This is a genomic window from Rhizobium sp. C4 (assembly GCF_021026315.1).
Classification (GTDB): domain Bacteria; phylum Pseudomonadota; class Alphaproteobacteria; order Rhizobiales; family Rhizobiaceae; genus Ensifer_A.
Genome location: NZ_JAJNCX010000002.1, coordinates 340,588 through 359,255 on the forward strand (window position 1 = coordinate 340,588; position 18,668 = coordinate 359,255).

General features: G+C 62.8%; 18 protein-coding genes. 8 read left to right on the top strand and 10 right to left on the bottom strand.

Features of this window, described 5'->3' with window-relative positions:
- Positions 1-19: 19 nt before the first annotated feature.
- Positions 20-1,060 (bottom strand): AraC family transcriptional regulator, encoded by a 1,041-nt coding sequence (locus LQK84_RS05175; protein WP_230827594.1) that lies wholly within the window; start codon positions 1,058-1,060, stop codon positions 20-22.
- A gap of 216 nt (positions 1,061-1,276) precedes the next feature.
- Between LQK84_RS05175 and LQK84_RS05180 the strand changes: the two genes are divergently transcribed.
- Positions 1,277-2,683: a coniferyl aldehyde dehydrogenase gene (locus tag LQK84_RS05180; protein WP_230827595.1), complete on the top strand. Its 1,407-nt coding sequence runs from the start codon at positions 1,277-1,279 to the stop codon at positions 2,681-2,683.
- Positions 2,684-2,698: 15 nt separating this feature from the next.
- Here LQK84_RS05180 and LQK84_RS05185 read toward each other — a convergent pair whose 3' ends face one another.
- A complete protein-coding gene (locus LQK84_RS05185; RefSeq protein ID WP_230827596.1) occupies positions 2,699-3,358 on the bottom strand; it encodes a TetR/AcrR family transcriptional regulator in 660 nt (219 codons plus the stop codon).
- A gap of 301 nt (positions 3,359-3,659) precedes the next feature.
- Between LQK84_RS05185 and LQK84_RS05190 the strand changes: the two genes are divergently transcribed.
- Complete coding sequence (locus LQK84_RS05190) at positions 3,660-4,352, top strand: class I SAM-dependent methyltransferase (protein WP_442966894.1); 693 nt, start codon at positions 3,660-3,662, stop codon at positions 4,350-4,352.
- A 63-nt stretch (positions 4,353-4,415) separates the two neighbouring features.
- On the opposite strand, the gene LQK84_RS05195 is transcribed toward LQK84_RS05190, so the two are convergent.
- The 8 genes from LQK84_RS05195 to LQK84_RS05230 form a co-directional block, all read right to left on the bottom strand.
- Positions 4,416-5,219: an ABC transporter ATP-binding protein gene (locus tag LQK84_RS05195; RefSeq protein WP_230827598.1), complete on the bottom strand. Its 804-nt coding sequence runs from the start codon at positions 5,217-5,219 to the stop codon at positions 4,416-4,418.
- Between the two features lie 8 nt (positions 5,220-5,227).
- On the bottom strand, positions 5,228-6,265 hold the full coding sequence (locus LQK84_RS05200) for a FecCD family ABC transporter permease (RefSeq protein ID WP_230827599.1): 1,038 nt from the start codon (positions 6,263-6,265) through the stop codon (positions 5,228-5,230).
- The gene (locus LQK84_RS05205; RefSeq protein WP_230827601.1) at positions 6,262-7,296 is read right to left on the bottom strand and encodes a FecCD family ABC transporter permease; all 1,035 of its coding nucleotides are present in this window, start codon (positions 7,294-7,296) and stop codon (positions 6,262-6,264) included. The genes LQK84_RS05200 and LQK84_RS05205 overlap by 4 nt, the downstream gene beginning before the upstream one ends.
- Positions 7,293-8,198: an ABC transporter substrate-binding protein gene (locus LQK84_RS05210; RefSeq protein WP_230827602.1), complete on the bottom strand. Its 906-nt coding sequence runs from the start codon at positions 8,196-8,198 to the stop codon at positions 7,293-7,295. Before LQK84_RS05210 ends, LQK84_RS05205 begins: the two co-directional genes overlap by 4 nt.
- Before the next feature lie 203 nt (positions 8,199-8,401).
- Positions 8,402-9,565, bottom strand: coding sequence for an N-acetylglucosamine-6-phosphate deacetylase (gene nagA, locus LQK84_RS05215; protein WP_230827603.1), 1,164 nt, complete (start codon positions 9,563-9,565; stop codon positions 8,402-8,404).
- Positions 9,562-10,587, bottom strand: coding sequence for an SIS domain-containing protein (locus LQK84_RS05220; protein WP_230827604.1), 1,026 nt, complete (start codon positions 10,585-10,587; stop codon positions 9,562-9,564). Before LQK84_RS05220 ends, nagA begins: the two co-directional genes overlap by 4 nt.
- 37 nt (positions 10,588-10,624) lie before the next feature.
- Positions 10,625-11,380 carry a GntR family transcriptional regulator gene (locus tag LQK84_RS05225; RefSeq protein ID WP_269071815.1) on the bottom strand — a complete coding sequence of 252 codons (756 nt, stop codon included), beginning with the start codon at positions 11,378-11,380 and terminating at the stop codon, positions 10,625-10,627.
- Complete coding sequence (locus LQK84_RS05230; RefSeq protein ID WP_230827606.1) at positions 11,380-12,252, bottom strand: N-acetylglucosamine kinase; 873 nt, start codon at positions 12,250-12,252, stop codon at positions 11,380-11,382. Before LQK84_RS05230 ends, LQK84_RS05225 begins: the two co-directional genes overlap by 1 nt.
- Before the next feature lie 210 nt (positions 12,253-12,462).
- On the opposite strand from LQK84_RS05230, the gene LQK84_RS05235 reads away from it, so the two are divergent.
- From LQK84_RS05235 to LQK84_RS05260, 6 genes are all read left to right on the top strand, one after another.
- The gene (locus tag LQK84_RS05235; RefSeq protein WP_269071842.1) at positions 12,463-13,362 is read left to right on the top strand and encodes an N-acetylmuramic acid 6-phosphate etherase; all 900 of its coding nucleotides are present in this window, start codon (positions 12,463-12,465) and stop codon (positions 13,360-13,362) included.
- A gap of 53 nt (positions 13,363-13,415) precedes the next feature.
- On the top strand, positions 13,416-14,675 hold the full coding sequence (locus LQK84_RS05240) for an ABC transporter substrate-binding protein (protein ID WP_230827608.1): 1,260 nt from the start codon (positions 13,416-13,418) through the stop codon (positions 14,673-14,675).
- 111 nt (positions 14,676-14,786) lie between these two features.
- The gene (locus LQK84_RS05245; RefSeq protein WP_230827609.1) at positions 14,787-15,737 is read left to right on the top strand and encodes a carbohydrate ABC transporter permease; all 951 of its coding nucleotides are present in this window, start codon (positions 14,787-14,789) and stop codon (positions 15,735-15,737) included.
- A gap of 10 nt (positions 15,738-15,747) precedes the next feature.
- Positions 15,748-16,587, top strand: coding sequence for a carbohydrate ABC transporter permease (locus LQK84_RS05250; RefSeq protein ID WP_230827610.1), 840 nt, complete (start codon positions 15,748-15,750; stop codon positions 16,585-16,587).
- Positions 16,584-17,642 (top strand): Gfo/Idh/MocA family protein, encoded by a 1,059-nt coding sequence (locus LQK84_RS05255; protein WP_230827612.1) that lies wholly within the window; start codon positions 16,584-16,586, stop codon positions 17,640-17,642. The genes LQK84_RS05250 and LQK84_RS05255 overlap by 4 nt, the downstream gene beginning before the upstream one ends.
- Before the next feature lie 15 nt (positions 17,643-17,657).
- Complete coding sequence (locus LQK84_RS05260) at positions 17,658-18,668, top strand: ABC transporter ATP-binding protein (protein ID WP_230827613.1); 1,011 nt, start codon at positions 17,658-17,660, stop codon at positions 18,666-18,668.

Below are 18,668 nucleotides of genomic sequence, written 5' to 3' on the forward strand. Positions count from 1 at the left end.
GATATGTCCGATATGGGGTCTATTTCGGCCAAATCTTGGCGACGTCGGCCCGCATGGCGCCGGGCGTGGCCCCTGTCCAGCGGCGGAAGGCGCGGCGAAAGTTATGGGGGTCGGTGAAGCCGACCGCATGCGCGATCTGTTCGACCGTCATGGCCGGATTGGCCAGAAGCTCCAGAGCGCGGGCCTTGCGGATCCCGTCGAGCAGCTCCTGGAATGACACCGAGCTTTCGGCAAGCCGGCGTCGCAGCGAGCGCTCGCTCATGCCTAGTTCCCTTGCCACATCGGTGATGTGATTGCGCTCACTCAGCTTGTGTCTCAGCACGCGCTCGACGGCCTCGATGATTTCGACCGCGACGCGGCTGCGCTGGCGGCTATAGGCCAGAAACTCCAGCAATTGCCGGTGACTGAACGGGTCGGCGGTTGGAAGCGGCATGCGGTAGAAGCTGCGCTCGCAGACGAAGGCGTTTTCCAGTTGCCCGAAGCGGATCTCGCAGCCGAAGATGCGCCGATAGTCCGCGGCATGGGGCGGCGGCGGATAGGCGAGATCGACCCGCAGGGGCCTGAAGCCCTCGCCGGCAAGCTCGCGGCCGATGCCCATGAAACTCGCGAACGCCTCCTCCACCAGAAAGGCGTAGATCTCCGGATCATGAAAACGGCTTGCGGCTGTGTAGGCCAGGCCGTCGGCCATGTCCTTCGTATCGAATTCGAGCATGCTGCCCGTGTCCTTCTGAAGGTCGAGGCCGATCCGGACCGCATCTTCCACCGTCGCCGCCGTCAGCATCGCATAGCCGACGAGACCGACCGAGGTGATCTTCTCGCGAATTCCCGTCTCCAGCCCGAGTGCGCGGCCCTTCGCCATCGCAAGCGCCCTGACGACGATTTCGCGGCCCTGGCGGAAGGAAATGCGGCAGGCGGGATCGGCCAGATCCTCCATCGTCACCCCGAGACCAACCGTGAGCCGCGACGGGTTGAGGCCGAGGTCTTGGAGCGTGGCGATCAGGCTGCGGATGAGGAAGGCCGGAATATTTGCGGTAACATAGCGCGCATCCACCGATTTCATCTGACCCCTCCGTATCCTGCTTGAGATTCCCCAATCTTAGTTGGTGCGCAGCCGGGCTGCAAACGGGAAGCTTATCAAGATAAATGGCCGAATATGATCCCTCGCTGTCCCCTCCGGTCCCTTGCGAAGATTGTCCATGCTCCTCATCTAAATAAGATAGTCTAGACGCAGTTTTGCTGCAGCATCCGGCGGGACAATCAATCGGGGGGCACGATCTTGGACAATGTCTTGGATGACAGTTTGAAGGCGGCACTTGAGCGCCAGCGTTCCGCGTTCCAGGCCGAGCCATTCCCGTCTGCAGCCATACGGCGCGACCGGATCGATCGGTTGCGGCGCCTCGTCAAGGAACAGGCCGATGCGTTCTGCGATGCGGTGGCCGCAGATTTCGGCAACCGCTCGCGGCATGAGACGACGCTTCTCGAAATTGCACCGCTTCTGGCGGAGCTGCGCCACGCCCGCTCGCACCTCGCCCGCTGGATGCGGCCACGCCGGCGCGGCAGTTCGCTGGAATTCCTGCAGCTTTCCAACTGGGTTCAGTATCAGCCCCTTGGCGTTGTCGGCATCATGGTGCCGTGGAACTATCCGATCCTGCTGGCGCTCGGGCCCTTGGTCGACGTGCTCGCGGCGGGCAACCGCGCGATGATCAAGCCGTCGGAACTGTTGCCGAAGACCTCTGCACTGCTGGCGGAGGTCGTTCCAAACTATTTCAGCCCGGCGGAAGTGACCGTCGTCCAGGGCGGCGTCGAGGTGGCGCAGGCTTTCTCAGGCCTTCCTTTCGACCATCTGATCTTCACCGGCTCGACGGCCGTCGGCAAGCGCGTTATGGCGGCGGCGGCGCAACATCTGACACCGCTGACGCTGGAGCTTGGCGGCAAGTCGCCATGCGTGATTGCGCCGGATTATCCGATCGACGCGGCCGCCCGCGACATCGCCTTCGGCAAGATGATGAATGCCGGCCAGACCTGTATCGCGCCCGATTATGTGCTGGTTCCGCGGGAAAAGGTGCAACAGCTGACCGAGGCGCTGACCGCGCGGATCAGGTCCCTTTATCCGGCGGGCGCGCAGGCCGGCGACTATTCCAGTATCATTGCCGAGCGTTTCCAGGTTCGTCTGGAGAACGCGGTCGAAGAGGCGCGCAGCCGGGGCGCGAAGATCGTGACCTGCGAGATCGATCTTTCCGGCGGTGGCTTCCGGTTCCCGCCGACGCTGGTCATCGATCCGCCGGACGATTGCCTTCTGATGCAGGACGAGATTTTCGGGCCGGTCCTGCCGATCGTTCCCTATGACGACATTGCCCAGGCCGTCGATTTGATCAACCGGAAAGACCGTCCGCTGGCGCTCTACCTCTTCACCCATGACAACACGCTGGAGAAGCGGCTGCTTGCCGGCACGATTTCCGGCAATGTCACGATCAACGGGACGCTTCTGCATATCGTCCAGACCGATCTGCCATTCGGTGGGGTCGGGCCTTCGGGACAGGGCGCCTATCACGGGTTCGACGGCTTTGTCCGCTTTTCGCATGCCCGCGGCATTGCCAAGGTCAGGTTGTTCAACCCGACCATTTTTGCCACGCCGCCCTTTGGCACTATGGCAAAGTGGCTGGCGCGCTTCATGACCCGATAGGTGTGCGGCGCCCGGTCAGGCGTCCGGGATCACGAGCCGGTCGAGGATACCTCCGAAAAGCTGCCCGACCTGTTTGAAAAGCATGTCCTGCGGAATCCGGTCTTCCTCGATGGCCAGTTCGCCGACGATATAGGCGAACTCGACGACGATCCGCACCCGCATCCACAAGGTCTCGGCGGCCACTTCGGGTGCCAGCTGCCTTGCGGCCTCGAACACCTGATCGGCATAGACCCTTTGCCATTTGAGCCTCAGATGCGTGAGATTGGGGAGCGCGCGCAGCGCCCGGATCGTCCAGAGGCCGCTCGGTTCCTGCGCCGAAATCTGCACGGCCGCCTCGAACAGCTTTTCCAGCGCTTCGGCGGAGGGAAGGCGAAGCCCGTTTTCCGAGAATTCGGCAAGCCAGGCTGAGAAGCTCTCGTTCTGCTTGCGCATCAGACGGTCGGCGAGTTCTTCGAGAACTTCGTATTTGTTGTTGAAGTAGTGATAGAAGGCCGGCGGCGTGAGGCCGGCGCGGGCGCAGATCTCGTTCGATGTCAGCTTTTCGAAACCCGTATCGGCCAGCACGTCTGCCGCAGCCTGCAACAGCTTCTCAAAGCTGACGGCCGCGCGCGCATTGGTCGGGCGGCGGGTCTTGGTCGGGCGTTTGGACGTCTTGCCGTCTGTCGTCTTTGCCATGGCAAAAGGTTCCGAGACCCGGGCGGGGCGCCCGCGCAGAGTTGACGAATGAATCACCGGTGCGAGTCGAAATACTCAGATTATTCCTGATACTTATAGTGTCAGGCCTATATGGTCAAAATTTGCCAACGACATGGCCGGTTCCAGATGCGCCAATGACTGCCTTTTCCAGGCCTCACGTTTCGGCGCCTGCACCAATGGCCGTTGAGAAGCCTCAAAATGGAAACTGAACGGTGGAAAGGGTGATCGACTTGGGCTATCTAAAACATGAGTATAATAATCATGAAAAGGCATGGCTTCGATGAATCAACCCCGGCAAACTCCATCTGAAACGATCTCAACCTGGTATATCGACCCCAATGCGGAGGATGCGATGGCGGACGGTCATGCCCCGATCTGGCGGCATCTGATCGATCTGGTGCCGGAGAAGGACCTGTCGCGTTCGGCGGTGCTGGATTTCGGCTGCAATCAGGGTGGCTTCCTGCGCCATCTCCATGCCCTTCGCCCGTTTCACAAGGCGCTGGGGGTCGACATTGCCCGGCAATCCGTCGACAAGGCCAATGCGCTCAAGGGCAATCTGCCGATCCAGTATCAGACGGATACGCAGCTTCCCGGCTGGGACGGCGAATTCGACATCGCCTTCAGCCATGAGGTCATCTATCTCTTGGAAGATATCGCCGGCCATGCGGCCGACATGATGCGCGTGCTGAAGTCCGGTGGCGTCTATTATGCGGTGACGGGTTGCCACACCGACAATCCGCTCTGGCCGGCCTGGCGCAAGCTGGTCGCCGAGAGGACGAACACGGTGGTTCAGGACCGTTCGGTGACAGATTATGCCCGCATCTTTGCCGAGGCAGGCTTCCAGGTTTCTGCCCGCAAGCTCGAATTCGACGGGTTCATTCCCTATCATCCGGGCGGCTGGACGCCGGACTATGCCACCGCGCTCGACTATTACACCCAGACCAAGATCGTTTTCCGACTGGTCAAGGCGTGACAGAATTCCAGCGGAACCGGAGTGCGGTTTCGCCGGATTTGCAGATGACAGGAATTCAGGCGTTCAGGCGGAGAGGGCGACCGGCTCCGCCCAGCGCTTCAAATGCACGTCGAAATGCGGCGGGCCGTCGGGTGAAATCTGCACGAACCGCCCTTCGACGCGAAACACCCGCTCGATCAGGCCGCTGGCAGCGAGATCGGCAGCTGATCCGTCAAAGACCAGGCGGCCTTTCTCCAGAAGCGAAATGCGGTCTGCGATGGACATGGCCTGATTGAGGTCGTGGATTGCCATGACCACGGTGACGCCGCGCTCGCGGCTCAGGCGATGGACGAGATCCAGCACCTCGATCTGGTAGCCGATATCGAGAAACGATGTCGGCTCGTCGAGAAGCAGGATCTTTGCCTCCTGTGCCAGCGCGGCCGAAATCCAGGCGCGCTGGCGTTCGCCGCCGGAAAGCGCGCTGAGGCTACGCTGCGCCAATTCCGCCAGGCCTGTGCTTTCCAGCGCCCAGCCGATCGCATCCTCGTCCTGCTGGCGATAGCGGCGGAAGAGGCCGACATGGGCAAAGCGACCCTGTCGCACCAGCTGCTCCACGGTCATTTCGTCCGGCGCTGTTGGCTGTTGCGGCAGGAAGGAGAGGCGATGGGCGATCTCGCGGCGCGTCATCGCGGCAATCGATGCCCCGTCGATCAGCACCGTTCCCGCCTCCGGTTTGGCAAGGCCTGCCAGGGCCTGCAGCGCGGTGCTCTTGCCGGAGCCGTTCGGGCCGATGAGGGCGCGGATCTCGCCGGCGGCGAGCGCAATCTCGAAGCCGTCTAGCGCCTTGCGCTGCCCGTAGCAGATCGAAAGGTGGGAGGCGGAAAGCATGGCGGACCTCATGGGGTTTTGCGCAGCAGCGCGACGAGAAGCGGCACGCCGCAGATGGCGGTGACGACGCCAATGGGAATTTCTTCCGTGCCGCCAGCCAGCCGGCCGGCAAGGTCGGCAAGCGTCATGGTGATCGCCCCGAGCGCCACGGTCAGCGGCAGGACGATGCGGCTTTGCTGGCCGGCGAGAAACCGAGCCATATGCGGGACAATCAGCCCGACGAAGACGACGGGACCGACGACGCCGACCGCACTTGCGGCGAGCGCACAGGCAATCAGCAGCACGATCGAGAATTGCGCCCGATAGGCGAGCCCGAAGGAGCGGGCGACTGTTGCATCGAAGCGCAGTAGCTCCAGAGGCCGGCGGATGACGGGCAGAACCAGAAGCCCTGCGACCGTAAAGGGCAGGAGGAAAAGCGCATGCTGCCAGCCCCTCGCATAGAGGCTTCCCGAAAACCATTCCAGCAGCACTTCCAGACGTCCCGAGCCCCAGCCGGCCATGAGGCCGATGCCGATGGCATGCAGCACGGCGCCGACCGCAATGCCGCAGAGCGTGATGCGCAAGGGGCCGAGATCGCGGCGGAAGGCGATCAGGTAGATGAAGCCGCCGGCCGCCAGTCCGCCAAGCGTGCCGATCAGCGGGAGCCACTGGACAGGCAGTTCCTGCAAGGTGGTCGAGCCGGTGTCGTGGCTGTAGACGGCAAAGACCAGAAAGCCGCTGACGGCGAGCATCGCCCCCTGCGAGACGCCCATGAGCGAGGGATCGGCGAGCGGATTGCGGGTGATCGACTGCAGAAGCAGGCCCGCCAGCGCAAAATGGATGCCGGCCAGAATGCCGGTCAGGATGCGCGGCAGGCGGATATCGAGGATGATGGCGCGCGCTTCCGGCGAGCCATGGCCGGTGAGGGCTGCAAGTGTGTCAGCGGGGTCTAGATCGACGACGCCAAGCAGGATGGCGAGCGCCAGTGCGGCGAGCGCAAGGACCGCGAGCAGCGGCAGGAGATAGGCATGATGGCGGCGCCGGGCGGCAGGAGCGATGGTGTTCATGGGTCCCCCGCAATGTGCATCGTGCGGCGCTGCACGAGATAGACGAAGATCGGCCCGCCAATCAGGGCCGTGACAATGCCGACCGGGATTTCCTTCGGCAGGGCGATGCTGCGGGCGACAAGATCTGCGCTCACCGTCATCAGCCCGCCCATGGCGACATTCAGCAGGATCGACCAGGCGGGGCCTTCGGGCCGCAGGAGGCGGACGATATGCGGGGTCGCGAGGCCGACAAAGGCGACCGGGCCGGCCACCGGCGCGACGCCCGCCACGGGCAGGGCGGCGATGAGCAGCAGCAGCGGCTTCCAGAGCGCGAGGTTGAGACCCATGCCGGCGGCGGCCTGATCGCTGAGCGACAGGATCTGCAGGATGCGATGGCAGCAAAGTGCCAGCGCCGTGCCGCCGATCACCCAGGGCAGCATCTGGAGGAGTTGCGGCCAGCTGCGGCCCTGAAAGCCGCCGGATAGCCAGAAGAGAAGGGACGGGACCTGCGGGCCGCTCAGCAGCAGAATGTAGGTCGTGATTGCGCCGAGAAACAGCGACACGCTGATGCCGGCCAGCGCAAGATGCAGCGGCCGCGCATTGCCGCCACGGGCAATCCAGAAAGTGACGGCGGCAGCACCCAGTCCGCCAACAAGGCCAATCGGCGGATAGTAGACGGAGGACAGCGCGGGCAGGAAGACGAAACAGGCAACGATGGGTGCAACGGCCCCGGCGCTAACGCCGGTGAGGCCCGGCCCGGCAAGCGGATTGCGCGTCAGCGCCTGCAGGAGATAGCCGGAGACGGCCAGCCCGGCACCGCCGGCAAAGGCGGCGAGGCTGCGCGGCAGCCGCAGCGACCAGACGAGAATGGAATCAAGCTTGCCATCCGGGCGAAACAGCGCGGTGAGCGCCGCCGCCGGCGACAGCGGTTTCGTGCCGACCATGAGGCCGGCTGCGATCACGACGGCCGAAACGGCAAGGAGGACGAGAACCGTCCCTGCCGCGCGGCCGCTGCCGGCCCTGACAGGGCCGACGCTTGCCAGGGCTGTCATTTCTGCAGGCTGGCCGGAATGATCTTCGCCGCCTCGGCCTTGATGTCGACGGCCGGGAACGTGTCGGGATAGAGATAATGCGCGGCCTCGCGCAGCACGAGTTCGCGGGCGATCGGGCCGTTGGTTTCCACCCATTCGTCGCCGACATAGAACACGCGCTTGTTCTTCACCGCCGAGAGCTGGCTCCAGATCGGGTTGTTCTCATGTGGGCGGTCCGGGCCGCTATCCATGACGAAGATGACTTCCGGATCCTTTGTCAGCATGGTCTCGAGGCTGATTTCCTGACCGAACTTGCCGCCGGGCGTCATCGGCCCGGCAATGTTGTCGCCGCCGAGCGCCGCGACGATCGAAGCGGCGGTGTTTTCGGTGTGGAAGGAGAAGGGCGTGTCGCCGCCCCACATGATCTGGAAGCGGGGATGCTTGCCCTTCGGTGCCTTGGCTGCGAACTCCTCAAGATGCATCTTGAAGTCGGCGTTGAGTGCTGCGCCGCGCTCCGGCTTGCCGAGCATGTCGGAAAGCTGCGCGACTTCCGTGTAGCTCTCGCTCAGCAGTTCCATGTTGTAGGCGACATAAGGGGCGATCTTCTGCAGCGCATCGGCATTGCTGGCAGTGTAGCGCTTCATCGCGACGATCAGGTCAGGCTTGGCTTCCGAGAGGAGCTCCAGATTGGGCTTCGCGCGCTGGCCGATCTGCTTCACGTCCTTCGTCAGGCCGAGGAGATAATCCGGATAACGATTGGCGACCATGTAGGTGGTTGCGACCGGCTTGATGCCAAGCGCGAGCGCAACATCGGTGGCAAAAAAGGAAATCGAAGCAATGCGTTCCGGGTGTGCCGGGACCTGGACGGTGACGCCGCGCTCATCGGTAAATGTGCGGTTCTTGGCATCTTCGGCGTGGCCCATCGCTGCGCCTGTGAGGCAAAGCGTGAGGGTTAAACCGAGGGCAAGTTTGGAAAGTCCAGGCATGTGCAACGCTCCGTTGGTGTTCGTTGCGCGATGATTAGACAATAAACTTGAGTCTTTCAATCATGTATTTTTCCGAACGCGCATACGGCTTCGTCCGCCGCTTCCGGGGAAGCCGCGGGCCGCGCCGTTGGCGCTTCCGGTCACACGGTTCTGGTCTGCTGCTTGCCGTCGATCCAGGTTGCGATGTGGTCGAGGTCCGGGGAGAGCGCGACAAAGTCGGCCACGAATCCGGCTTTGATTCGCCCGTGCGAGCCGCTGATGCGGACCGCCTCGGCCGGATAGAGCGAGGCCATGCGCAGCACGTCTTCGATCGGCAGGCCGAGGAGGCGGTGGGCGGTGCGCACGCAGCCCAGCATGTCGATGTCGGCACCCGCGAGCGTTCCGTCCGCGAGCGTCAGCCGGCCGTCGCGGCGGAAGATCTGTCGCCCGTTGAGCATGAAGCCCGTCATGTCCGTCCCCAGCGGCGACATCGCGTCGGTCACGAGGAAGATCCGCCCGGGGGCTTTCTTGGCGCGCAGGGCAATACCCATGGCGATCGGGTCGACATGGTAGCCATCGGCAATCAATCCGGCAAAGACCTGCGGCGCATCAAGTGCTGCACCCACCAGGCCCGGCTCGCGGTGGGTCAGCGGGCTCATGGCGTTGAAGAGATGCGTGACCATGGCAGCGCCGGCGCCGAAATAGGCCTGCGCCGTCTTCGCATCCGTATCCGTATGGCCGAGGCTGATGAGGATGCCGGCGTCCGTGAGCGTGCTCACCTGCTGCAGCGACACGTTTTCCGGTGCGAGCGTCGTCAGCAGCACGCCGACTTCCGAGCGGAAACGCATCAGGCGCTCGACATCGCTCGTCTCCATCGGGCGGATCAGCGCCGGATCATGTGCGCCCTTGCGGGCGATCGACAGGTGCGGACCTTCCAGATGCAGGCCGAGATAGCCGGGAACCCGCGCCGCATGCGCGTCGCGTCCGGCTTCGAGCGCCAGTTCCGTCGTCTGAGGCGTGTCGGTAATCAGCGTCGGCAGCAGTTTTGTCGTGCCGAAGCGGGCATGGGCCGAGGTGATCGTGCGAATGGCCTCCACAGAGGTGGCATCGCCGAACTGGGCGCCACCACCGCCATTGACCTGTAAATCGATGAACCCCGGGACGATCCACTGGCCGTCGTAATCGACGTTTTGCGCCTCGGACGGCACGTCGCTCTCGGCGACGATGCCGGCGAAACGGTCGCCTTCGACAAGGAGCACCTTGCCTTCATGCCACTGGCCGCCATCGAAAATGCGGGCGCCACGGATCGCCGTTGTGGATGTCATTGTGTTTCCGTCACTTTCTTGAGGGCTACGGGCTGGTCCGGATTGAACCCCCGCCGCCGCGACAGTGCTTCCGCAAAGCCGTAGAAGGGAACGATGAGGGCAAGCGCATCGGTCAGCGGATGGCCGGTCTCGATGAAGGGCAGGCGATGGGCGCGCTGCGCCAGCGAGGACGTGACGAACACGCTTGCGCCCTTGGCCGCGAGCGCATCTGCCGCATCGACGACCGAGCGTTCGGCGGCATCGCGCGCGGCCAGAACCAGAACGGGGAAACCGGGGCTGACCAGCGCCACCGGACCATGCATCACTTCGGCCGAGGAATAGGCCTCGGCATGCATGTCGGAGGTCTCCTTGAACTTCAGCGCGGCCTCCGAGGCGATGGCAAGCGAAGGCCCGCGACCCAGCACGTAGAGAGACCCCGCCTGTTCCAGAACCGGCACCATGACATCCCAGTCGAGGGCGAGCGCCTTGCTCAGATGTTCGGGGAGCCCATTGACGGCGGCGAGCAGTGATGCGTCTTCCGCCCAGTGGGCCAGAACCGCAAGCCCCGCCACGGCGGAACTGACATAGGACTTGGTCGCGGCAACGGCGAGTTCCGGACCGGCGGCGATATCGATCTTGATGTCGGCGGCGTTCCAGAGCGGCGAGCCGGCCGCATTTGTCAGCGTGAGCGTCAGCGCACCGCCTTGAGTTGCGCCTTCCAGCATCGAGACGATATCCGGGCTGCGGCCGGACTGCGATACGGCGAAGACTGCCGCATGGTCGAGTCTCAGCCGTTTACCATAGATGGAGGCAAGCGACGGGCCAAGCGAAGCGACGGCGCGGCCGGCGACAAGTTCGGTCGCATATTTGAGAAACAGCGAGGCATGGTCCGAAGAACCGCGCGCAATCGTTGCCACAAAGGCGGGATCGGCCTTCGCAAGCGCCTTGCCGGCCTCAGCCAGAACGGCAGCGGAGCCCTGCAGCAGGCGTGCGATGGCTTCGGGGATTTCGTTGATTTCCTGGCGCATGTGCGTGGTGGTCATGCAGTCGTCCTTCTTGTCTGATTTCACCATCCGCCCATCAACCCAATGTCAGTTCTGCAACGAAGTCATAGGCATCGCCGCGATAAAGCGATCGCGTCAGTTCCACCACCTTGCCCGACGGCAGGTAGGAGATGCGCTGGATGGAAAGTCCGGCCGAGCCTTCCGAAACGCCCAGCAGCTCGGCATCCTGGCTCTTGATGTTGCAGGCCGATATGCGCTGGATGGCGCGCACAGGCCGGGCGCCGTGCTTTTCAAGCGCGGCATAGAGCGACGTCGTCACGGCATTCGGATCCGGCATGTATTCGGCGAGCACGCTCGCGCGTTCGATCGCCAGCGGATTGTCGTCGCCGAGGCGCAGACGCGAGAAGCGGGCGACGAGCGCGCCGGGGCCGAGGCCCAGCATCATCATCTCGTCGGGAGAGGGGGCAAAGAGGCCGCGCTCCAGCCATTCGGAGCGCGTGGAAAGGCCGCGCCGCGCCATGTCTTCCGTAAACGAGGTGAGCCGCGACAGAGGCTGTTCGACCTTGGAGACCGGCTTTGAGACGAATGTTCCAGACCCGTGGCGGCGCACAAGCAAACCGTCCTGAACCAGTTCATCCACGGCCTTGCGCACGGTCACGCGGCTGATGCTGGCGTAATCGGCAATGTCGCGTTCCGCCGGCAAGGCCTCGCCCTGCTGGAGCGCGCCGCTGCGAATCGCCTTCTCCAGCGACTGGCGGAGCTTCACGTAGAGAGGACCCGTGCCATTGCCCTGCAAGCCATCGAGCGGAAGAATTGTCGACAGGACTGCCATCACTGCGCCCCCTTGCTGAAGGACGATATGGCCAGCGACACGGCCCCGCCGAGCGCATCTTTTTGCGGTTCTATCAGTCTTTCTTGATGCCGTTTGGCAATCCAATTCGGATAAAGAGCCGAAAGGCCACCTAGAAGGCAGATTCCACAGTGGCTTTCGCGCGCCGCGGCATCCAGCGCCTCGTCGACCGCGCCGACGGCGCCCTTGACCAGCGCCATTCCCGCAACGTCTCCCTGGCCCGCTGCCTCGAAGATCGAGGGGGCAAAACGGCCGAAATCGCTGGGGCTCGCTTCATGGGCAAAGGTGACAAGACGGATCGGTTCGTTGTCGAAGCTCTTCATCGTCGCCTCGATCAGCGGCGAGTTCCGGCGCACGCCATCGTGAACCAGCAGGCATTCCTGCAGAAGTGCTCGTCCAATGCGGGCGCCGCCACCGAGATCGCCGAGCATGAACCCCCAGCCGCCGGTGTAGGACACCTTGCCCGAATGGCGCGTGATATAGACCGAGCCGGTCCCCAGGATCGCTACCACCCCGTCGTCGTTGCCAAAGGCGCCCTGCAGCGCAATCAGTCCGTCAGTGTCGATCTGCGCGGCCTTGAACGGCAGGCGCGCGGCAAGTTCGTGGACCTGTTCGGCAACATTGGCGCCCGCGAGGCCGAGAAAGGCTGGAATTTCGCCCAGATCGAGGTCGAGGCCGGCTGCGCGCACCGCGTCGCCTGCTGTCGAGGTGATGTTGGCGAGTGCGCCGTCGAGATTGGTGAGAATGTTGGCTGCGCCCCCGCGAGCGCGCCCGAGAATATTGCCGGATGCGTCCGCGATAGCGGCGCGGCAGCTGGTTCCTCCCCCGTCAATTCCGATGAAGTAATCTGGCATCTCGATCTCCTGCCAATACAATACCAAAAAAATACCATTTACCAAGGCCAATTTGTGCGCGGCTTCGAATATTCCGCTAAATGGCTGAGAAAAATGGAATTTTTGGAATGTATGTACCGAATGAGAGACGCGATTGCGGCAAATGGTAAATTTCTTCTGGACAATTGGTATTTTAATGGCATTAATACCTCAAAACAAGGGGAGCACGGCATGCCGGGCGCAACGGAAGCAAGGCACGGACACGCGGAGGGTCTCGACGGTCTGCCGTCGGAGGCGATTCTGGGCGTGATTCAGGATACGCAGCTGAAGGCTGCCGAAGCCGTGCGCGCCGCCATTCCCGCCATTTCCCGCGCTGGAGAGCTGGCTGCCGAACGCCTCAAGGCCGGCGGTCGCCTGATTTATGTCGGAGCGGGCAGTTCGGGCCTGATGGCGCTTGCCGATGGACTGGAGCTTCCTGGAACCTTTGGTCTTTCACGTGCAGATGTGAAAATCCTGCTTGCCGGAGGCGTTGCGAGCCTTTCCGACCTCGCGGGCGGCTACGAGGATGACGAGGCTCTGGCTCTCTCGGATCTCGATGCTGCGGGCGTTGCTGACGGCGATTGCGTTGTCTGCATTACCGCCAGCGGCTCCACGCCCTATACGCTTGCCATCGCTCGTGCGGCGCGTGATCGCGGCGCTGCCGTCATCGGCATCGCCAACAACCGCGACGCGGCGCTTCACGCGCTGAGCGACGTGGCCGTGCTTCTCGAAACGCCTGCGGAGGTCGTCGCGGGCTCCACGCGGATGGGGGCGGGGACCGCGCAGAAAATTGCGCTCAATATGCTTTCCACCCTCATGGCGATCCGGCTTGGCCACGTTCATGATGGCTATATGATCAATTTAAAGGCAGATAATGCCAAATTGCAGCGCAGAGCCTGCGGTATCGTATCCGAAATAGCCGGCGTGGACGTCGACCAGGCGGCCGGCTGCCTTCAGCGCGCCAGCGGTTCGGTGAAGGTCGCGACGCTGCTGGCGTCGGGTGCCGAGACGCCGGAAAGCGCCATCCGCCTGCTGGCAAGCTGCAACCAGAATTTCCGACAGGCGCTTGAGATGGCGCGGGCCGGACTGTGAGACTGCAACAATCCGATGCCGCAGTTGGCATTCGGCAAAGAGGGAGAACGAGAATGAACCGTCTCATCAAATCAAGTCTTCTCGCGGCGACGGTGCTTTCGGGCCTCGCGTCCGTCGTGCATGCCGAAGACGCGACCTTGACCATCGAAAGCTGGCGTAACGACGACCTCGCCATCTGGAAGGACAAGATCATCCCGGCATTCGAGGCCAAGCATCCGGGCATCAAGATCAACTTCACGCCGATGGCGCCGACGGAATACAATGCCGCGCTCAACGCCAAGCTGGCTTCCGGCACGGCAGGCGACCTGATTTCGTGCCGTCCGTTCGATGCCTCGCTGGAACTCTACAACAAGGGCTTCCTGACCGATCTCACGAGCCTCGACGGCATGGGCAATTTCTCGCCCGTCGCCAAGTCCGCCTGGCAGACCGACGATGCCAAGGCCACCTTCTGCGTGCCGATGGCCTCCGTTATCCATGGCTTCATCTACAACAAGGATGCCTTCGACAAGCTCGGCCTGAAGGCGCCGAAGACGCAGGACGAGTTCTACAAGGTTCTCGACGCGATCAAGAAGGACGGCACCTATATCCCGATGGCCATGGGCACGAAGGATCTCTGGGAAGCCGCCACCATGGGCTACCAGAATATCGGCCCGAACTACTGGCATGGCGAAGATGGCCGCAAGGCGCTGATCGCCGGCAAGGAAAAGCTGACCGACGCGCAGTGGGTTGCGCCGTTCAAGGAAATCGCCAAGTGGAAACCCTATCTGGGTGACGGTTTCGAGGCACAGTCCTATCCGGACAGCCAGAACCTCTTCACGCTCGGCCGCGCTGCTATCTATCCGGCCGGTTCGTGGGAAATCTCCGGCTTCAACACGCAGGCGCAGTTCAAGATGGGCGCGTTCCGTCCGCCGGTCGCCAAGGATGGCGATGCCTGCTACATTTCCGACCATACCGATATCGGCATGGGCATGAATGCCAAGACCAAGCATCCGGAAGCCGCCAAGGCCTTCCTGGCCTGGGTTGCCTCGCCGGAATTCGCCTCGATCTACGCCAACGCGCTGCCCGGCTTCTTCAGCCTGAACTCGACTGCGGTCGAGATGAAGGACCCGCTCGCCCAGGAATTCGTCTCCTGGCGCAAGGACTGCAAGTCGACGATCCGCTCGACCTACCAGATCCTGTCGCGTGGCACGCCGAACCTCGAAAACGAGACCTGGACGGAATCGGCCAACGTCATCAACGGGACTGATACGCCTGAAAAGGCAGCCGAAAAGCTGCAGAAGGGCCTCGACGGCTGGTATAAGCCGGCAAAGTGACACAATCGGGCTCCGCTCTCTCCTGAGGGTGGAGCCCTTTTTCTGATCATCTTGATTATCCGGCAAACGAATGGCGCCGGAGTTTGAGCAACCGTTTCGGGCGAGGATGTCATGCAGGTCGAGCAGATGGAGAGTGAGGTCGCGATCCCGCGCCGCCAGCCGATCCGCTGGCATATCGCGGTGTTTCTGGCGCCCGCCGTGCTCGTCTACACGGCCATCATGATCCTGCCGCTCGGCGGCACGCTGTTCCTTTCGTTCTACAAGGAAGTGCAGGGGACGGAGATCTTCGTCGGTTTCGACAATTTCCGCACGCTGTTCGGCAACGAACGCTGGGCTGCCGATTTCTGGAACGCGCTGAAGAATAACGTCATCTTCTTCATCATCCACATGCTGGTGCAGAACCCGATCGGCGTTGCGCTGGCGGCGCTGCTGTCTATCCCGAAGCTTCGTTTTGCCGGCTTCTACCGCACGGCCATCTTCCTGCCGACGCTGCTCTCCTTCGTCATCGTCGGCTTCATCTGGAAGCTGATCCTGTCGCCGATCTGGGGCGTCACGCCTTACCTGCTCAGCCTGGTGGATCTGAAATTCCTGTTCGCGCCCTGGCTCGGCAAGCCCGGCAGCGCGCTGATCGCGGTCTCTCTGATCTCCGTCTGGCAATATGTCGGCATTCCGATGATGCTGATCTATGCAGCACTTCTGAACATTCCCGACGAAGTGCTGGAGGCCGCCGAATGCGACGGCATTACCGGCTGGAGCCAGTTCTGGAAGATCAAGCTGCCGCTCATCCTGCCGTCGATCGGCATCATATCGATCCTGACCTTTGTCGGCAATTTCAACGCCTTCGATCTGGTCTACACCGTTCAGGGCGCGCTTGCCGGGCCCGACGGATCGACGGATATCCTGGGCACGCTGCTCTATCGCACCTTCTTCGGTTTCCAGCTGCAGCTGGGCGACCGGACGATGGGGGCGACGATCGCAACGGTCATGTTCCTGATCATTCTCGCCGGCGTCTCGCTCTATCTCTTTGGCATCCAGCGGCGGATGCGCCGCTATCAGTTCTGAAGGTGTCGCCATGGCCAATGCCCGCATCTCACGGACCCGTCTTGCCTTCGTTCACGTGGCGCTGATCGTTTACACGATCATCGCGCTGTTCCCGGTCGTCCTGACGATCATGAACTCGTTCAAGACGCGCAACGACATTTTCCGCTCGCCGCTGACCCCGCCGCTGCCGTCGACCTTCTCGCTGACCGGCTATTACACCGTGCTCGGGCAGGGCGACTTCTTCGGCTATTTCCAGAACTCGCTGATCGTCACCGTCGCCTCGATCTTCTGCGTACTCCTCTTCGGCGCCATGGCCGCCTTTGCGCTCTCCGAATATCGCTTCCGCGGCAACCTGCTGATGGGGCTCTATCTGGCGCTCGGCATCATGATCCCGATCCGCCTCGGCACGATCGGCATCCTGCAGGAAATGGTGGCGCTGCATCTCGTCAACACGCTGGTTTCGCTGGTCCTCGTCTACACGGCGCAAGGCCTGCCGCTTGCCGTCTTCATCCTCTCGGAATTCATGCGCACGGTGTCGGATGACCTGAAGAGCGCCGGGCGCATCGACGGCCTGTCGGAATACGCGATCTTCTTCCGCCTTGTCCTGCCGCTCGTCCGCCCCGCGATGGCGACGGTTGCCGTCTTCACGATGATCCCGATCTGGAACGATCTCTGGTTCCCGCTGATCCTGGCGCCGGGCGAGAAGACGAAGACGGTGACACTCGGCGCGCAGACCTTCATCGGCCAGTTCGTGACCGACTGGAACGCGGTTCTGTCCGCGCTCTCGCTCGCGATCTTCCCCGTGCTTGTTCTCTATGTCCTCTTCTCGCGCCAGCTGATCAGGGGCATCACCGCAGGAGCCGTGAAATGACCGCCGAACCGATCCGCGTCCTCGTCGCCGGCCTCGGGAACATGGGTCTGTCCCATGCGCTGGCCTATGTCGCCAATCCGGGCTTCGAGATTGCCGGTCTCGTCAATCGTTCTGCGGTGCCGCTGCCGGAGGCGCTTGCCGGCCACGCGATCCTGCCGTCCTTCCCGGACGCGCTGAAAGAGCTGAAGCCGGAGCTTTGCTCGATCAACACCTATTCCGACAGCCACGCGGATTTCGCCGTGATGGCCATGGAGGCGGGCGCGCATGTCTTTGTCGAAAAGCCGCTTGCCACGACGGTGGCGGATGCCGAACGCGTGGTCGCCTGTGCGCGTGCCAACGGCCGCAAGCTCGTCATCGGCTATATCCTCCGCCATCATCCGAGCTGGCAGAAGCTGATCGCCCTGTCGCGCGATCTCGGCGGGCCTTACGTCTTCCGCATGAACCTCAACCAGCAATCCTCCGGCAAGACCTGGGAGACACACAAGGCTCTGATGAACACGACCTCGCCGATCGTCGACTGCGGCGTGCATTATGTCGATGTCATGTGCCAGATCACGGATGCCAAGCCGGTTTCCGTGCGGGGCATGGGCCTGAGGTTGTCGGACGAAATCGCGCCGGACATGTACAATTACGGCCATCTGCAGGTGATGTTCGAGGATGGTTCGGTCGGCTGGTATGAGGCGGGCTGGGGGCCGATGATGTCGGAAACGGCCTTCTTCGTGAAGGACGTCATCTCGCCCAAGGGCTGCGTCTCGATCGTCATGGACCCGAATGCCAAGTCGGACGATATCGACACCCATACGAAGACCTCCGTCATCCGCCTGCACAAGGCGGCGACGGGTGCGAATGGCGCCTTCGCCACGCCGGACGAGCTGCTGCGCATGGATGACGAGCCGGGTCACCAGCAGCTCTGCGATCTGGAGCAGGCCTATGTGCTGAAGGCCATCCGCGAGGATATCGACCTCAATCGCCACATGGACGATGCCGTCCAGTCGCTTCGCATCTGCCTGGCCGCCGACGAAAGCGTGCGGACCGGCAGAATGATCCAACTTTGACGCCCGGAGAACACCGTGGGAAATCTCCAACTGAAATCGATCCGCAAGGCTTACGGCACCCATGAAGTGCTGAAGGGCATCGACCTCGACGTCAAGGACGGCGAGTTCGTAATTTTCGTCGGGCCGTCGGGCTGCGGAAAATCGACGCTGCTGCGCACCATTGCCGGCCTTGAGGACATCACCTCCGGCGCCGTCGTCATCGACGGGCAGGATGTCTCGGTGACGCCGCCGGCCAAGCGCGGCATTGCCATGGTCTTCCAGTCCTATGCGCTTTATCCGCACCTGACGGTGCGCGACAATATGGGCCTTGGACTGAAACAGGCGGGCAACCCAAAGTCGCTGATCGACGAACGCGTCAAGGTCGCCTCCGGCCTGCTTTCCCTCGATCCCTATCTGGAACGTCGCCCGGCCGAGCTTTCCGGTGGTCAGCGCCAGCGTGTTGCGATCGGGCGCGCCATCGTGCGTGAGCCGAAGCTCTTCCTCTTCGACGAGCCGTTGTCGAACCTCGATGCGGCGCTGCGCGTACAGACCCGTCTGGAGATTGCCGCCCTCCATCGCCGTCTCAAGGCGACGATGATCTATGTGACGCATGACCAGGTCGAGGCGATGACATTGGCCGACAAGATCGTCGTGCTGAATGCCGGCCAGATCGAGCAGGTCGGCTCGCCGATGGAGCTCTACAACAAGCCCGCCAACCTCTTCGTTGCCGGCTTCATCGGTTCGCCGCAGATGAACCTGATTGATGCGGACAGACTGGGGCTCTCCGGGGCCAAGACGATTGGCATCCGGCCTGAACATGTGGGCCTGTCACGCACTGAAGGCGAATGGCGCGGTGTCATCACCCATGTCGAACATCTGGGTGCGGACACGATCGTCTATCTCGATACCGAGAAGGCAGGTTTCATCACCGTCCGCCTCTTCGGCGAGCATGACTTCAAGCCGGACGAAGCCGTTTTCGCGACGCCCGACCACGGCCGCGAGCATCGCTTTTCCAGCGACGGAAAGGCTCTGTCAGTGACGCCTTGA

Coding starts and splice junctions, on each gene's coding strand:
- LQK84_RS05175 (WP_230827594.1), bottom strand. CDS start 1,060: ATGAAATCGGTGGATGCGCGCTATGTTACCGCAAATATTCCGGCCTTC.
- LQK84_RS05185 (WP_230827596.1), bottom strand. CDS start 3,358: ATGGCAAAGACGACAGACGGCAAGACGTCCAAACGCCCGACCAAGACC.
- LQK84_RS05190 (WP_442966894.1), top strand. CDS start 3,660: ATGAATCAACCCCGGCAAACTCCATCTGAAACGATCTCAACCTGGTAT.
- LQK84_RS05195 (WP_230827598.1), bottom strand. CDS start 5,219: ATGCTTTCCGCCTCCCACCTTTCGATCTGCTACGGGCAGCGCAAGGCG.
- LQK84_RS05200 (WP_230827599.1), bottom strand. CDS start 6,265: ATGAACACCATCGCTCCTGCCGCCCGGCGCCGCCATCATGCCTATCTC.
- LQK84_RS05205 (WP_230827601.1), bottom strand. CDS start 7,296: ATGACAGCCCTGGCAAGCGTCGGCCCTGTCAGGGCCGGCAGCGGCCGC.
- LQK84_RS05210 (WP_230827602.1), bottom strand. CDS start 8,198: ATGGGCCACGCCGAAGATGCCAAGAACCGCACATTTACCGATGAGCGC.
- nagA (WP_230827603.1), bottom strand. CDS start 9,565: ATGACATCCACAACGGCGATCCGTGGCGCCCGCATTTTCGATGGCGGC.
- LQK84_RS05220 (WP_230827604.1), bottom strand. CDS start 10,587: ATGACCACCACGCACATGCGCCAGGAAATCAACGAAATCCCCGAAGCC.
- LQK84_RS05225 (WP_269071815.1), bottom strand. CDS start 11,380: ATGGCAGTCCTGTCGACAATTCTTCCGCTCGATGGCTTGCAGGGCAAT.
- LQK84_RS05230 (WP_230827606.1), bottom strand. CDS start 12,252: ATGCCAGATTACTTCATCGGAATTGACGGGGGAGGAACCAGCTGCCGC.
- LQK84_RS05235 (WP_269071842.1), top strand. CDS start 12,463: ATGCCGGGCGCAACGGAAGCAAGGCACGGACACGCGGAGGGTCTCGAC.
- LQK84_RS05240 (WP_230827608.1), top strand. CDS start 13,416: ATGAACCGTCTCATCAAATCAAGTCTTCTCGCGGCGACGGTGCTTTCG.
- LQK84_RS05245 (WP_230827609.1), top strand. CDS start 14,787: ATGCAGGTCGAGCAGATGGAGAGTGAGGTCGCGATCCCGCGCCGCCAG.
- LQK84_RS05250 (WP_230827610.1), top strand. CDS start 15,748: ATGGCCAATGCCCGCATCTCACGGACCCGTCTTGCCTTCGTTCACGTG.
- LQK84_RS05255 (WP_230827612.1), top strand. CDS start 16,584: ATGACCGCCGAACCGATCCGCGTCCTCGTCGCCGGCCTCGGGAACATG.